At 46.4% G+C, this 15,951-nt stretch carries 13 protein-coding genes; 12 read left to right on the top strand and 1 reads right to left on the bottom strand.

The window, feature by feature from the left end; all coding sequences use genetic code 11:
• Positions 1-99: 99 nt before the first annotated feature.
• Complete coding sequence (locus tag D888_RS0109945) at positions 100-789, bottom strand: CAAX prenyl protease-related protein (protein ID WP_020676402.1); 690 nt, start codon at positions 787-789, stop codon at positions 100-102.
• A 532-nt stretch (positions 790-1,321) separates the two neighbouring features.
• Between D888_RS0109945 and D888_RS0109940 the strand changes: the two genes are divergently transcribed.
• The 12 genes from D888_RS0109940 (at position 1,322) to D888_RS0109875 (ending at position 15,950) form a co-directional block, all read left to right on the top strand.
• On the top strand, positions 1,322-1,978 hold the full coding sequence (locus tag D888_RS0109940; RefSeq protein WP_020676401.1) for a response regulator transcription factor: 657 nt from the start codon (positions 1,322-1,324) through the stop codon (positions 1,976-1,978).
• 421 nt (positions 1,979-2,399) lie between these two features.
• On the top strand, positions 2,400-2,756 hold the full coding sequence (locus D888_RS0109930; protein ID WP_020676399.1) for a PilZ domain-containing protein: 357 nt from the start codon (positions 2,400-2,402) through the stop codon (positions 2,754-2,756).
• 12 nt (positions 2,757-2,768) lie between these two features.
• Positions 2,769-5,426: an XrtA/PEP-CTERM system TPR-repeat protein PrsT gene (gene prsT, locus D888_RS0109925; RefSeq protein ID WP_020676398.1), complete on the top strand. Its 2,658-nt coding sequence runs from the start codon at positions 2,769-2,771 to the stop codon at positions 5,424-5,426.
• Between the two features lie 12 nt (positions 5,427-5,438).
• Positions 5,439-6,800, top strand: a complete 1,362-nt coding sequence (locus D888_RS0109920) for a TIGR03013 family XrtA/PEP-CTERM system glycosyltransferase (RefSeq protein WP_020676397.1) — start codon at positions 5,439-5,441, stop codon at positions 6,798-6,800.
• A gap of 4 nt (positions 6,801-6,804) precedes the next feature.
• On the top strand, positions 6,805-7,596 hold the full coding sequence (locus D888_RS0109915) for an XrtA/PEP-CTERM system exopolysaccharide export protein (RefSeq protein ID WP_026362326.1): 792 nt from the start codon (positions 6,805-6,807) through the stop codon (positions 7,594-7,596).
• 9 nt (positions 7,597-7,605) lie between these two features.
• Positions 7,606-9,117: an XrtA system polysaccharide chain length determinant gene (locus tag D888_RS0109910; RefSeq protein ID WP_020676395.1), complete on the top strand. Its 1,512-nt coding sequence runs from the start codon at positions 7,606-7,608 to the stop codon at positions 9,115-9,117.
• Between the two features lie 40 nt (positions 9,118-9,157).
• Entirely contained in the window at positions 9,158-9,991 is an 834-nt protein-coding gene (locus D888_RS0109905; RefSeq protein ID WP_020676394.1) for an XrtA-associated tyrosine autokinase, read from the top strand.
• A 193-nt stretch (positions 9,992-10,184) separates the two neighbouring features.
• Positions 10,185-11,417: a TIGR03016 family PEP-CTERM system-associated outer membrane protein gene (locus tag D888_RS0109895; RefSeq protein ID WP_020676392.1), complete on the top strand. Its 1,233-nt coding sequence runs from the start codon at positions 10,185-10,187 to the stop codon at positions 11,415-11,417.
• Positions 11,418-11,420: 3 nt separating this feature from the next.
• Entirely contained in the window at positions 11,421-12,545 is a 1,125-nt protein-coding gene (locus tag D888_RS0109890) for an XrtA/PEP-CTERM system-associated ATPase (protein ID WP_020676391.1), read from the top strand.
• Positions 12,546-12,658: 113 nt separating this feature from the next.
• A complete protein-coding gene (locus D888_RS0109885; protein WP_020676390.1) occupies positions 12,659-13,975 on the top strand; it encodes a nucleotide sugar dehydrogenase in 1,317 nt (438 codons plus the stop codon).
• 51 nt (positions 13,976-14,026) lie between these two features.
• Entirely contained in the window at positions 14,027-14,836 is an 810-nt protein-coding gene (locus tag D888_RS21300; RefSeq protein WP_020676389.1) for a glycosyltransferase family 2 protein, read from the top strand.
• A gap of 13 nt (positions 14,837-14,849) precedes the next feature.
• Positions 14,850-15,950 (top strand): hypothetical protein, encoded by a 1,101-nt coding sequence (locus tag D888_RS0109875; protein ID WP_020676388.1) that lies wholly within the window; start codon positions 14,850-14,852, stop codon positions 15,948-15,950.
• The last annotated feature ends 1 nt before the right edge of the window (position 15,951 follow it).

Raw genomic sequence — 15,951 nt, 5'->3', positions numbered from 1 at the left:
GGTGCTGATGACTTGCAACTATCGATCTTTGGCTGAAAGGAATTAATCATCTTCATAGGTGACTTCTGTGATCACCCAACAGATCCAACTACAAATCTTCTACCAAAAATACCATCTCCCGGTCTGCAACACATAAATCCCCAAAGTAAAGTTAGTCACAGCATGGGCCAGAATACATTGCGCAATGCTTTTGGTTTGGTACAGCAGCAGGGTGTAAACCATGCCAGCCATGACTCCGGCGATAATAAAATGATGCTCAAGGCCGAAGAGGGCGGCGCAGATCAAAAAAGAAACCCAGGTGAACTGACCGATGGGGATTTTTGAAAAGTCGCTGTTGATGATGTAGCGCAATAAAAAGGAACGCCAGAAAATCTCTTCCATGATCGGGACCACGAGAGCAGCGCCAGCGATGCGGCTGAGGACAATCATATGTCTGGTCAGTTCATTTGTATAGACTCTGGGGTCAAACCCTGTCGGAGCATCTTGTCCTGGTAAAGTCCAATCCATCTTGACCCATAGAACAAATACGACCAGACCCACAGAAATGCTGAGAAGATTGTTTTTAACATTATAAAAATCGCGAAGGCTGATTTCAGAATATTTTCCCCATAAAAAAATCAGCAAACAGGTCACGACCAGCACCTTGAGGGGATAAAGCAGGTAGATAGACTGATCTGATAATGCGAAAATACCCTCTCGATTAAAATAGCGAAGTCCGCCTTCGATGCCAACAAACACCATATATATTGCGAATGGTGTGATTCTGGCAAAAGATTCCAATTTCACCATGTGTCCTCCTGATTTTTTGTAGAATAGAGCAATGCAGAATTGATATATGTCGATGACTTTATCAGATAAATTGTGACATTTTATTAGTAATAGTGGAAAAATTTATTTTTATGTCATTTTGCATCATTATGTTTTGCATCAAATATCCAAAGTAATTAGTTGACCGCGTATGAAAAAACTATTCGTATTATCAATGCTTTAACTATTTTTTTAAAAAAGGAATTTGTTTTTTTACTTCGCTCTATCAACTACCAAACGAACCATAAACATCTCATGCCCGTGTTTTAGGTCCCTTGAGGCGAGGTGAAGAGAACGCAGAGAAAAACTTTGAGTTTGTTGGTTTAATGCCTAACTTCAACTTGTGGTAAATCTTCCTCAGACAGCTTTACGGCTGCAGGAAAGCTTTTGTGTTCATCTGTTGTAGATTTGCGGAATTCTGTTAACCTTCTGATTATTGGTTCTTATTTGTTCTTATTGAATCTATTTTCTGACCGATGGTTGTTGTTGCTTTTATTTTCAGAGGGGTTTTTATTTGTCTGATTCCGGACAGGTTTACTTGATTGGTCATAACGGGTTGCAGAATGACCTGATTGCTGGGCATATCGCCAGTCAGTTGGGTTTGGATTGCCGAATTATTGATGACCTCGGTAAGCTTCCGCGAATGTGCATTCCCAATCAGCAGGCAAAATTGCTGGTCCTCTGTGATTGCAGGGGCTGGTGCAGTGATGATTTTCAAGAATTTTTAAATAATATTGAGCCGGATGTCTTTTCAACTAGCCTGATGGCATTTATTAACCTTGGTGTTGGACTTGAGATCGAAAATATTGCCCTGGGTTATGGCGTTCGTGGTTTTTTTTACGAAGTTGACAGCGCTGCCAGTTTGATCAAGGGGGTGGATGTATTATTTAGCGGTGATTATTGGGTGTCCAGACAGAAAATTATTGATTGTCTGGCTCTAGGTAAAAATAATGCTTCCGGCCCAAAAAAGAGACGTCCTGTCGAGAAAATTCTAACAGCCAGGGAGATTGAAATTCTGTCGATGATTGCTATGGGGGGGGGTAACGATGCGATTGCTGAAAAGCTTTGCATCAGTCCTCATACTGTTAGAACTCATGTTTATAATATTTTTAAAAAAATCAAAGTTCCCAGTCGTCTACAGGCGTCTTTGTGGGCAGCCAAGAATTTCTAAAGGTATTCCTCCCGTTTAATCCTGCCATATCCAATTACTACACAGACCTAGAATATCAGAGTGGGGTTTATCCACTCATCCTCTGTCTACGAAATTTGTATCAGATCTCTAATTAATAAATACGTATAAAAATAGGAGTTCTGTCTTATTGTTAATTAACCCTCTCCGCATATACTCGTTATCCTTGCAACCTTGGAAGCCCGCCGGGATTTTTAGGTTTAGCTGCGATTTCAATAACTTGGACAGCATCCTAGCTCTTTGTTGCTTCATAGCTAAAAACCAGAACCTTCAGATGAAGCAATATTTTAGCTTAACCATCCAAGTTTTCGCTTCGGCCTTGGTAAATCTGACAGCGAGCAGGTACGTACGGCGGCGTTTAGTAACAGCTTGTTAATTATCACAAGATGCTTTGGGGGATGGCATGACTTACACTTTTCCAAGAGCGTTAGAACGATTTGATATTGAGTTGTCAGCTCTTGTGGAAATCCTCGAATCTGATCAGCAGAATATCTTTTGTTACCCAATGACTCGTGATTTATCAGGGGATGGCGGGTACTTTCATACCACAAATCCATTCCCAGAAAAGACCCGGATAAAAATAGGTCTGATTTTCGAAATTAATAAACCCGAAGTTGAGACAGAAAAGGAGCATTTCTTTCTTGAATTTACAGGGCAGGTCATACGTGCAGAGAAGACCGGGATGGCAGTTCGCTTCGATCGGAATTATCTGCACATGCCGATCAATCTGCCGGTAGGATTAAATAAAAGCAATAATTAAAGAGGGGTTTTTATGCTATCCAAAACTAAACTTTTTCGGAATGTTTGTTGCCTGCTGACCCTTGTGCTTCTGCTTGCAGGGTGTGGTCAGTCCAAAGAAAGCTTATTAAAACAAGGCAATCAGCTTAGCTCTCAAGGGAATTATCGCGGTGCTATCGTCCTGTATAAAAACGCTCTTGAAAAAGATGCCAACTATTTAGAAGCACGAACCGAGTTGGCCAATGCTTATTTGGCTACCGGGAGTTTCGACAAGGCGGAAAACGAATATAAAAAGGTATTGCACCAAAACCCTGCATCTACCGAACTTCTGCTAAAACTGGCCAAGGTTTATTTGGGCCAGAAAAAATCAGAGGCGGCACTCCTCGCTTTGGATGAATACCATTCTTCCATGCCGGAAACATCTGAATTATTCACCTTATATGGCCAGGCGCACGGCTCCTCAGGCGATTTTGATGCTGCCGAGAAGTTTTTCAAAAAAGCACTCCAACTGGATCCAAAGGCTATCCCACCACGCTTGAACCTGGCCAAGGTTTATCTGCAACGCAAAGATTTAACCGCTGCGCGTCAACTGCTTAAAGCAATTATCCTTCAGGATAAAATGAACGTTCAGGCTTATTATTTGCTGGCCGGTATTGAAACCCGCGACGGCAAACGGGATGCTGCACTTGATGTTTATAAGGCGCTGGTGGCTGTCCAGCCTCAAGAGATCCAGGCACTCTATATGGTTGGATTACTGCAGATGGATAAAGGAGAACTGAGTGAGGCGCAAAAGACGGTTGACTCGTTGCTGACCAGATTTAAGGATCGTCCGGAAGGCCAGCGTTTGAAAGGCTTATTGCTCTACCATCAGGGAAAATTTAATGAGGCAGTGCAGACCTTCGAAGCCTCAATTGTCAAGCAACCACATCTTCTTGCATATTTTTTTATGGGGTTGAGTCATTTCAGTTTGAATCAGCTTGAACTTGCGCTCAATGATTTTCAAAAGGCCCTCGACCTGAACCCGAACTTTGAAAGGGCACGGGTTCTGGTTGCCATGACCCTGCTTAAACAGAAGCGGATTGATGACGCTATCACTGAAATTGAGAAAGTTCTGCGCTCCAACCCTGATAATGCATATGCCCATAATATTCTCGGTAGTGCATACCTGGCCAAGGGGCAGTTCGATGATGGAATGGCTGAACTGGACAGGGCGACTGAGATCGATCCTGGGTTGGCGGACGCCCATCTGAAACAAGGTATTTTTCATCTGGCAAAGGGCGAAGGGATCCAGGGCGAGGCGGATCTGGTTAAAGCGGTAGCGGCCGCTCCCGAAGTGCTCAACAGCCGTCTGATGTTGGTGACTCATTATCTGCGACAAAAAAATTACTCGGGGGCAATTGAAACACTGCAGGCAGGTATTAACGGATCCCCCAACGATGCTCTGCTCGATAACTACCTGGCTGCCGCCTATTTTTCGCAAAAAAAGCCTGAGCTTGCCCTGCAGTCTTTGCAAAACGCCAAGAAGGTCAATCCGGACTACCTGACGCCATATTTTAATCTCGCCTCTTATTATGCTACGAAAGCTGATTATCAAGAGGCGCTTGGTGAGTATCAGGCCGTTCTGAAGCATGATGACAAGAGCATCAAGGCGCTACTCGGCATGGCTGCAATTTATAACCTGCAAGGACTCCCCGCCGAATTAGCCAAAACCTATGTTCAGCTTGAAGCCACGGGTGTCGAAGAGGGTTTCGTCGCTGCAGCGAGCTATAAAATAAAACAGAAAAAATTTGCTGAGGCCATGCAGATTGTTGAGCGGGGTCTGCAACAGTATAAAACTTCCGCTACTTTACTTGAGTTGCAGGGGGATTTGTATCAGCAGCTTCACCAGGTTGATCAGGCTGAGTCGAGCTTCCTTCATCTTTCCAGGGTCACCCCGGAACGTGGGAACCAATTGCTGTTGCGGTTTTATCTGTCTTCCAGGCAACCGGACAAGGCGACAACACTCATCACGGAGCTGCTGCAGTCAGCTCCCGATCAGGACTATAGCTATCTGTTAGCTTCGGGGCTGGCTATGAGTCAGAAGCACCCGGAAGAGGCAATAAAACTTCTGCAGCAGGGCCTTGGAAAAGTGAAGAACAAACTGCGCTTGCAGATGCAGCTTGCTGGAGTTTATCAGGCCAAAGGGAGCCTGGTGCAGGCTGAGCAGACTTATCAGAGAATGCTCGAAGAATCACCACGGTTTTCTCCGGCCTATACAGCGCTCGGATTTATTAACGAGCAGCGTGGCGAGAAAGGGAAGGCCCTCGATTTATACCGCACGGCACTTAAATATGACGCCAACAATGTTTCTGCCCTGAATAACCTGGCTTATCTGCTGACCGATAATTTCGGCCAGGAAAAAGAAGCGCTTGATCTTGCGCTGCAGGCTTACCGTAATCAACCCAATGATCCACGGATTATGGATACCCTCGGTTACGTGTTGTTGAAAAACAAACGCGCCGGTGATGCCGCCAAGCTGCTTGCTCATGCCGCCGAGCTTCTGCCGGAGGTTGCAGCTATAAAATTGCATTTAGCCATGGCGCAGATCGAAATAAGTCAAAAAGAGAAAGCCAGAAAATTATTGAACGAGGTCGTCTCAAGCGGAGCGGTAGCAGAAGTGGGCCAAGCACAAGCTCTGCTTAAAAATCTGTAATTGAGGCAGTCCATGATCAGACCCAAATTTATCCTTATTCTCTGTGATCTGGCCTTGGCTTTCGGATGTCTCGCTAGCGCTTTTGACTTGCGTTTCGGGCAGTTGGATGAGTTTGGATTATTACCAAACGACGGCCTGCTGCGTTTGTTGATTTACCTGTTTGTGGTTGAACTGTCGACATATTATTTTGAAATGTATGAACCCCATCTGTTTAGACGTCGCGCATTTATTGTGGAAAGGTGCATTTACTCATCCTTGGCGTCATTTTTTTTGTTATCGGCTCTCTTTTACCTGCTGCCAGATCTGCAGTTTGGACGTGGACTTTTATCGCTTTATCTGTTGTTGACCTTGTGCGGTCAAATTTTCTTACGTTTGCTGGCCCGGCAATTTTTAAGAACAACACGTTTTGCGAATCGGGTACTGATCATTGGTGTGGGCAAATTGGCCCAGACGATCGCTGAAGTTGTGCCTAAAGATATGAACCTCTTAAGTTACGTCAGGTTTGTTAGCTGCGGCAAAGAAAAACCACTTATAGCGGCAGAACGTATTGTTGGCCACATCGATGAATTGTCTGATCTGGTTCAGGATTACCGGCCACAGCAGTTGATACTGGCTCTGGCCGAAAGACGGGGTGCATTACCCTTAAAAGAGATCATGCACTGTAAAATACGCGGCGTCGAAGTTTTTGATGCGGCAACCTACTACGAAAAACAAACCGGACGCCTGATGGTTGAAAATATTCAACCCAGCGCGTTTATTTTTTCCGATGGATTTCGAATTACGTCATTCATGCGCAGTACCAAGCGAATACTCGATCTCATTTTTGCCGGGGTTGGCCTGCTCCTGGTTTCGCCAATCATTCCGTTGCTCGCTCTGGCGATAAAGCTCGATTCGCCTGGGCCCATTTTTTATAAGCAGCTAAGGGTTGGAGAATTAGAGGTGGAATATTTTGTTTATAAATTCAGAACCATGAGGCTGGATGCCGAGAGTGAGACGGGGGCCGTTTGGGCGCAAAAACAGGATCCACGGGTGACTCGGATTGGTAAATTCATGCGCAAATGCCGTCTGGACGAGATTCCACAACTTTACAACGTTCTTAAGGGGGATATGAGTTTTATCGGCCCACGTCCCGAAAGACAGGTGTTTGTTGATCGGCTCAAAGAGACCATCCCTTTTTATTCGACACGACACTTCATAAAACCCGGCGTAACCGGTTGGGCGCAGGTTTGTTACCCCTACGGCGCCTCCGATGAAGACGCACTCGAAAAACTGCGTTACGATCTGTATTACATTAAAAACTACTCAATATTTCTCGATTTAAAGATCATCAAAGAGACGGTCAATGTGGTTCTTTCAGGTTTTGGTGGGAGATAAAAAAATGCGTTTAATGTTGCTGTTCGTACTGCTGCTCGGCTCTTTTCCCCAGATCGCTGCGGCTGATTCAGATTACTTGATCGGCAAAGGGGACGTGCTTCAGATCTCTGTCTGGGGGGTTGCGGATATGAGTCGTTCGGTGGTTGTCCGACCCGATGGTAAAATCACTCTTCCTGCCATCGGGGATGTTGTTGCTGCCGGTGTGACCCCGTCCCAACTCAGCAGCCAATTATCAACTGCCATGAAAAACTTTATCAAGGAACCGATCGTGACTGTTTCGGTTGAACAGATCCGGAATAATCGGGTCTACATTACCGGAGGGAATGTCTCCCGTGTATTTGACATGGTCAAGGAGACCAGTTTGCTGAAGTTGCTGAGTGAACTGGGTGATCTCTCCGCAATCGATCTGCGGCAGGCATACCTGTCTCGCAAGGGGAAGATCCTCTTCAAAGATTTTTATGCCCTCTACTACAAAGGAGATTTCAGCCAGGATCAGCTGCTGCAGGCAGAAGATATTATCTTTTTGCCGAGTAATGTGCTGAATCAGGTTTATGTTTTAGGTGCTGTAGTAAAACCCCAAAAAATTCAATATTTTGAAGGGATGACGGTACTCGACGCCATTCTGGCTGCTGGAGGCTTTACCGAATTCGCCAAGGACAGTTCGGTATATTTGATCAATAAACAACAGCAGAAAAAGAAATTGAATCTTGAGAATGTTCGGCGGGGTAAGGATCTCACGGATAATGTGGCGCTCAACCCTGGTGACTATGTCGTCGTTGAAGAGAGCATATTTTAGGTCATATTTATGAAACAGAATCTGGAAGAAATTTATCGTTATTTACGTGCCACATATCGATATCGCTACATGTTCACCTGTGTGTCGATTCTGGTCATGACCCTTGTGACCGGTTACAGTTTTTTTGCACCTAAAAAATATCAGGTCGACAGCACTGTTTTTATTGAAAAAAATGTGATCGACAATCTGGTTAAGGGGATTGCCATTACTCCTGATCTTGATGGCCGGATCAAGGTTCTTAAATACGCCTTGCTCAGTCGTGACCTGTTGACGAAGACTCTGGAAGAGATTGACTCGTCAATTTTCACCAAGTCGGTCCAGGAACAGCAAAGCTATTTATCAAAATTGAAAGAAAGAATCGATTTGCGCGTCAAGGGAAACGATCTGTTCATCATTTCTTTGGTCGACTCTGACCCCGTTTTTGCACAAAAATTTATAAATACTCTGGTCTCCAAGTATGTTGAAGAAAATATCTCGTCGAAGCGTGACGAGACTTACGGTGCCAACCGCTTTTTGCAGGAACAGATCGAAGTTTTCAAACAAAAGCTTGAAAAAGCCGAAGATGCAATTATCGCCTTTCGTCAGAAACAGGGGATATATTTCTCCGTCGACGAACAGGCCACGCTCTCCACAATTAAAGATTATATGCTTCAGCTTGAGAATCTTGATCTGGAGATCGGTACTCTGAATGCAAAAAAGGCTCGACTTCAGCAACAGCTTAATTCATTGACGCCCACTGTTGACAGTGTCCTCAGTGGTTCCGCCGCGGGGTCAAAGTTGGCTGCCTTGCAAATGCGGTTGGAGAATCTGCGCCTGCGTTATACCGATAATTACCCTGAAATTGTGCGTCTCAAGTCCGAAATCGCGAGTTTCCATGAGCAATTAAGCCAAACAGATGGCAAAGAAAAAACACCTGAAACCTCAAAAATGACCTCACTGAATCCCCTGCACCAGGACATACAGGAGAAGCTTTTTGAAGTGGAAGCGGAAGTCTCCTCTTTATTGGCCAAGAAACATAGTCTGGAAAGTCTGGTTGCCAAGCGCCAGCAAGATCTGGCGAGTGTACCCACCAATAAGAAAGAACTGGGCCTCTTGATTCAGCAGCGCGATTCGCATCGGAAAATTTATGAGGAACTGTTGGCGCGTATGGGGAGATCTGAAGTTTCCAAGCAGATGGAAATCAGCAACAAGGCCGCGACCTTTCGCATAGTTGATCCGGCCATCCTCCCAAAGGTTCCGGTTTCTCCCAACATGTTAAAAATGTTGTTTCTGGCAATTATCGGTGGGTTGGGTTGTGGCTTCGGGGCAGTTTTTCTACGTGAAAATTTTGATACGCGTGTGCGTGATATTTCTTTTCTGGATGATCTTGGGATTGAGATATTAGCGGTCGTGCCAAATATCACTAATGCTCAAGAAATGGCTCGTAATGGCCGCAAAGATCTTCTGTTGGCCAGCTTTTTCGGGCTGTACATGTCGGGCGTTATCGGGGTCTTTGCTTATACCATTCTACTGCTTCGTTAATGAAAATCCAGAGAGAAAGTCAGTAATCGGGGTTATAGAGATGAGCCGAATTGAAGATGCATTAAAAAAGGCCGCAGCACAACGGAAAGATCCTTCACCGACATTGACGGTCGCCGAAAAACCAGGTGAACCCATAAGCGGTGAGGTCAGGAGCCGTGCTAGTAAAAAAACAAGCTCTGCTCTGCTCGATGTGGTGCCGATCACGGTCGATCATCCGCTGCTGGCGACGGTCAACGATGATAAAACGGCCTTGGTCGAAGAATTCAACAAGTTGCGCTCGGCCATTATCGCTTTGACCACCGGCACAGAATTTCTTAACACAGTAATGGTGACCAGCACCTCCAGTGAAGAGGGCAAGTCGCTAATGGCGCTGAATCTGGCGATCTCGTTGGCGAAAGAGCACGATCATACCGTTCTGTTGGTTGATACCGACCTGCGCCGTCCTTCGATACACAAGTATCTGGGGCTGACTCCGGAAAAAGGGCTGGTGCATTGCTTGCGGGATAATCTGCCGCTGGAGGAGGTTTTGATCAAAACCGGTCTGGGCAAATTAGTCGTGCTACCTGCCGGAGAAGCCATTAATGATCCGGTCAATCTGCTTGCTTCGCAGCGGATGAAGCAGGTCGTCAAAGAGCTTAAAGAGCGTTATTCCGAACGCTATGTCATCTTCGATACGCCACCGGCCATGCCGTTTGCCGATGCGGGCATTTTAGCGGGTATCGTCGACGCCATTCTGTTTGTGGTGCGTGAAGGGAAGGCCGAACTCGAAGACGTTAAAAAAACGTTGAAGGAGTTTAGCTCTGGGAATCTTCTTGGTGTCGTCTACAACGATGCACGAAGTTTCGTCAAAAAACCAAGTTGTTATTACTACTAGCCTGTGACTCAGGCATTTATTTGACGGGAGAAAAGGGAGAACTGCTGATGAAGGCTAGCCATAGACGACAAGCTTTGTTGCCTTTCCCCTTTCAACAGACAGCACTGATTGTTCTCCAGTCCAAAAAGTTCAGGCTCTGTTTTAGCTCAGCCCTGGGAATATATCGTCTGCATAAGCGAATCGAGGTCATAGTATGAAACTATTCAAGAGGGTACTGCTGTTCGTTTTTTGTCTGCCTTTACTCCCTGTTTCGGTTATGGCCGCCCAGGTCGAGTTCCACCCTTCGGTGGCCTTGGGTGAGGAGTACACGGATAACCTTTTTTTATCCGATAACAATCCGCAATCGGATGCAATCACGACCTTCACCCCGGGTGTTATTCTGAATTACAAAGCACCCTATGCGGATATTGCGCTTGATTATTCCTTGAACTATCAATTTTATAAGAAGCATAGCGAGCAAAACCTCGATCGGTTTGTCGATGTCCAACGCACCCATGGCACGGCGTTGTTTTTTGCGGGGCGTCCGTTTATTTTGCGCATGAACGGTGATATTTCCCGCGAATCGTTAGATGTGCGTAACAACAGCGCCGCAGCAAATGACCTGGTCAACAAGTCAACCGTCTACCATTTAACGGTTGCGCCAGAATATCGTTGGCAAATGGCCCCCTCATTTTCGGTAGTTTTTGGCTACCTCTACGACCGCATCCAGGTCGCCCATGCGGCAAACGATTCCGAAGGGCACACAGGGTCGGTGTCGCTCGAAAAGAAGCTCTCTACTAACACCCTGGTCAGCGCAACCTATCGTTACCTGATGCAGCAGTCTGACGTTGAGGATAATTATAAACAGCAGGATTATACACTTGGGTTGACGCAACAGGTAGGTCAGCGCCTGAGCGTCAAGGCCGAAGCGGGGGCCTCCCAGGTAAAATATGACCACGGAGGCGATGCCTCCAGCCCAAATTGGCTGGTTGGCCTGAACTACCAACTGACCCCACCCGTTAGTCTGGCGTTCGACTATGCCCAGAAGTTTCAACTCTATTCCCTCGATGGTCTTAGTAAAGACCGTGTTGCCACGGCCAGCATCATTTATTCTCGCGTTCGGCTTGAGAGCCGCGGCGAAGTCTATTGGAACGACTCCCAATATGTTCAGTCTTCACGTCAGGATAAGGCGTGGGGAGGCCGCTTTAAACTGCATATATTGCCGAGCAAAGCTGTTTTTTACGACCTGGATGTTGATTTTGAACACGCCAACTTTAAACCGGACGCCGAGCAGATTGATCGCTACGGATTCGGTGGCACTATAGGGTTTGAATATCGCCGGGTTTTGCTGAGCTCCAGTTTTCATTATCGCATCAATAATTCTGATCTTCCCGGGCGAGATTTCAGGAACGCGATCATTGCCTTTAACGCTGCCCTGCGGTTTTGAAATATGTATACCGACTTTTTTGGTTTGAGCGCCAAGCCGTTTGAATTGTTGCCCAACCCCAAATTTATCTATTTGAGCAAGGGGCACCGCAAGGCCCTCAGCTATCTACAATACGGTGTCCAGGAGCGCGCCGGGTTCACCCTGCTAACGGGTGAGGTAGGCTCGGGTAAGACCACCCTGATCCGCGACATTGTCAATAAAAACTGTGCAGACGCGACTCTGGCTATGATCTTTAATACCCGGATTGATCCCCGACAACTGATCGCCATGGTCAATGAAGAATTCGGGCTTGATGCAGAGGGGAAAGATAAGCCCCAGCTGTTACGCGAATTGAATGATTTTTTAATCGACGAAGGCAGCACGGGTCGCCAACCGATTATCATTATCGACGAGGCACAGAATCTGTCGGCAGAGGCGCTGGAAGAGGTCAGGTTGTTGTCCAACCTTGAGGCCGACAACTTTAAACTGGTGCAGATCATTCTGGTCGGCCAGCCCGAATTGAAACAGCTTATTTCGCAACCGGAACTACGTCAGTTACGTCAGCGCATCAGCCTCTGCTGCCACCTGGAGCCCCTCAGCCGCGAAGAGACCGAAGAGTATATCCTTCACCGCCTTGCCACCGTCGGTCGGCGGGACTGTGTCACCTTTATGGATGGCACCATGGATCTGATCTTTGATTTCAGCGGCGGCATTCCTCGACTGATCAATGTGATCTGTGATTTTCTCCTGCTCTCGGCCTTTGTCGAAGAGACGTTCCAGATCAGCCTCGACCTGGTGTCGGAAGCCGTCAAAGAACTCTCATTTGAAGAACCGGAATCCAGTCCAGCTGATGAGTCCCTGACGCAGGCGTCGAAGGATGAAAGACTGCTTCAGATTGAACAAAAATACGACAAGCTGCATGTCAGCCGTTCCGAGAAAGAATCAATATTGGAACGCCTGGAGAGTCAGGGGAATATTTTGAAGTACCTGATCAATCAGCAACAAAAACAGTTTAATCATTCAGAAGAACGGCTGGCCGAAATCTCCGCCCAGATAGATTATCTGCGACAGGAGATCCAGGACGAATGCAAGTCTTCCGCAACACACGAAAAACTGCTGCTCGGGAACGGGAAACCCGGCTTTTTGTAGGTGATTTTTAAAATAACAGTCTGGGTAGTTTGAACGGATGGGTGCAGTTATGTGCAAGGGGATTGAATAAACGTTTGAATTTAGATTCTTAGATTTATTCAGGAGGGCACAAAGTGGTTACTGTTACGCAAATCATCAATAAACAGGCGCGTATCGCCGTGGTTGGGCTTGGTTATGTCGGGTTGCCGCTGGCGGCTGCATTTGGGCGCAAATTCGATGTCCTTGGTTTTGATATCCACCGCGAAAAGGTCAATCAGCTGCAAGAAGGCTATGACAGTACTGGTGAGCTGAGCGCGGCTGATCTGGCTAACACCAAAATCAACTACACCACCAATCCCGCCGATCTCAACACCTCTGATTTCATTATCGTAACCGTTCCAACCCCAATTGATACCAACAATAATCCCGATCTCAGCCCCATGCAGAAGGCCTCGCGCACCATCGGCCAAAACCTGAAAAAGGGCGCGGTCATCGTTTATGAATCGACCGTCTATCCGGGCGTGACTGAGGAAATCTGTGTACCGATTTTGGAAGCGGAATCCGGGCTTATCTGCGGCGTTGATTTTAAGGTTGGATATTCGCCTGAACGGATCAATCCCGGCGACAAGGTTCACACGGTTGACAAGATCATCAAGGTGGTCTCCGGCCAGGATGCCGAAACCCTCGAGACCATCGCAAGGGTTTATGAGTTGATCGTTACCGCCGGTGTCCATCGCGCCTCAAGCATCAAGGTCGCCGAAGCCGCCAAGGTTATTGAGAACACCCAACGCGACCTGAATATCGCTCTGATCAATGAACTTTCGTTGATTTTCAACAAACTGGGGATCTCAACTCGCGACGTGCTCGCTGCTGCTGGGACTAAATGGAACTTTCTCAAGTTTACCCCCGGCCTGGTCGGCGGACATTGTATCGGCGTCGATCCCTACTACCTGACCCACAAAGCCGAACAGATCGGCTATCTGCCGCAAGTGATTTTGGCCGGGCGGCGCATCAACGATGGCATGGGCAAGTATGTCGCAGAAAATACCGTCAAGCAGATGATTAAAGCCGGTAAAGTGATCAAGGGTGCGCGGGTTTTGGTCTTGGGGCTGACCTTCAAGGAGAACGTGCCGGATATCCGCAATACCAAGGTGGTTGATATCATCAAGGAATTGAAAGATTACGAAATCGAGGTCCTGATCAACGATCCCCACGCAGATCCGGCAGAGACCGCTCACGAATATAACCTGCAACTCACCCCACTTGATCAGGTCGGCAAGGTAGACGCTGTTATTTATGCTGTCAGTCACCAGGCATTTTCCACCCTGGGTGTTGAGCAGATGGCAGAGCTCTGCTGCAATGGACATGGTTGTGGCGTGGTGGTTGATGTGAAATGCCTGCTGCAGCAGGAAGAGGTTGAGGCGGCGGGGCTGGCTTACTGGTCGTTATGATTTTACCGTTGGTTATGGCTCATTCAGTTGTTGTTCTAACAGGGGAACTCAATGGTAGATATCTCATTTATTATTTTGACTTGGAACTCATATCGCTTTCTAACTAAGTGTTTCAGCTCAATTATTGAGAAATGTCAGGATGAAAATCTGACCTTTGAAATTATTGTCGTCGATAATGGTTCGACGGATGAGTCGCAAACGGTGTTTTCCGCGTTTAAAGCTGAATATCCTGATCAATTTATGGTCGAATATCTGGGTAGGAATACCGGAACAACTTATTCGAGAAATATCGGGATTAACAAATCAAAAGGACAGACCCTTTGTATCCTGGATTCAGACACCGAACTACATGAGGGGAACCTTGCCGATATTATTGACAGGCTCAGGGAACAGAAGGACCTTGGCTTGATCATCCCGCAGCTTTTTCTGCAGGATAAAACCATACAAAATTCCGTAAAAAAATTTCCGACCTTTTGGCACAAACTTTTAAAAATTCCACAAGTTGCCCTAGGGCTAAAATCTCCCAATAAAGATTTCTATTCTGATTTTCCATTTGAACAAGAAAAACTCGTCGATACGGCAATTTCTGCCTGTTGGTTTTTCCGCCGCGAGCTCGTTGATTCCGTCGGATATTTAGACGAAAAGATCTTTTATTCGCCCGAAGATCTGGATTTTTGTGTTCGTGTTCGCAAAGCGGGTTTAAAAATTCTCTATTGGCCGGCAATGCGGGTTTTTCACGACACCCAGCACATTTCCCACAAGAAGCCATTCTCCAAGGTCTCCCGCAGTCACTTTGTTGGTCTTATTTACTATTTCAGAAAGCATGGTGGTTGGTTTAGCAACAGCCACCTGTATTCATAACAAGGTAACTTGAGTGTTCAATAAAATTAAAAACACCCTCAATTGGCTGCCATACTATTTGCATCGTGACCTCAAAATGAAACTGCTGAGTTCGTACGTTAAACCCAAACACGTTTATTTTTGTATCTGCGATCATTTTGAACCCTATTGGGGTAAGGCTGATAAGCGGACGGCACAGATACGCATAAATACCTGGACTAATGAATGGCCGAAGATCGCTGAGAAATATCGTGATTCAGATGGTGAGATGCTGAAATACAGTTTTTTCTACCCGGAAGAGGAATATCAAAAAGATGACCTGTCTGCCCTGTCTGAGATGTGTCATGCCGGGTATGGAGAGGTCGAAATCCACCTACATCACGACAATGATACTTCCGAGAATCTGCGTCGGACCTTGCTGGATTATAAAAAGCGTCTGCATGAAGAGCATGGGTTGCTTTCCATCGATAAGCGCACCGGTGAAATTGTCTATGGTTTCATTCATGGCAATTGGGCACTGTGCAATTCACGACCCGATGGGCGTTGGTGTGGGGTGAATGAGGAGATCCGCATACTTCAGGAAACAGGTTGTTATGCCGACTTCACCATGCCCTCGGCGCCTAGTGATACTCAGACGCGTAAGGTGAATAGTATCTATTATGCGGTGGACAAGCCCGGTCAATCAAAGTCGCATGATTGGGGGCGGGATGCTCAAGTTGGGGTTGCGCAGAAAGGGCTTTTAATTGTCCAGGGGCCGTTGGGTTTGGCTTTGCGAAATCGTAAGTGGGGTATTATTCCCCGTATTGAGAACGGTGGTTTGATCGCGAATAACCCTGTGACTCAACATAGAGTGAAGGATTGGTTTTCTCAAGCAGTGCATGTATCTGGTGCCGGTGAACATGTTTTTGTGAAAATTTATGCACATGGGACACAGGAAAGAAATTTGCATTATTTTTTTAATGCCGGAGGAGGGGAGGAACTGTTGTATTCGGTTATTACATGTACTGAGAAGCTAGGCGCTGTCCTTCATTTTGTCAGTGCTAGGGAAGTCGCCAATGTGATTTGCTCAATTGAAAATGAAAAAATCAGAAATTTGCAAGAATCGACCGATCAAATCTATTTAAAGGCTACTTAGG

The organism is Geopsychrobacter electrodiphilus DSM 16401 (assembly GCF_000384395.1).
In the GTDB taxonomy this organism is placed as follows: Bacteria; Desulfobacterota; Desulfuromonadia; order Desulfuromonadales; family Geopsychrobacteraceae; genus Geopsychrobacter; species Geopsychrobacter electrodiphilus.
This window is presented reverse-complemented; position numbering and strand designations above follow the sequence as displayed.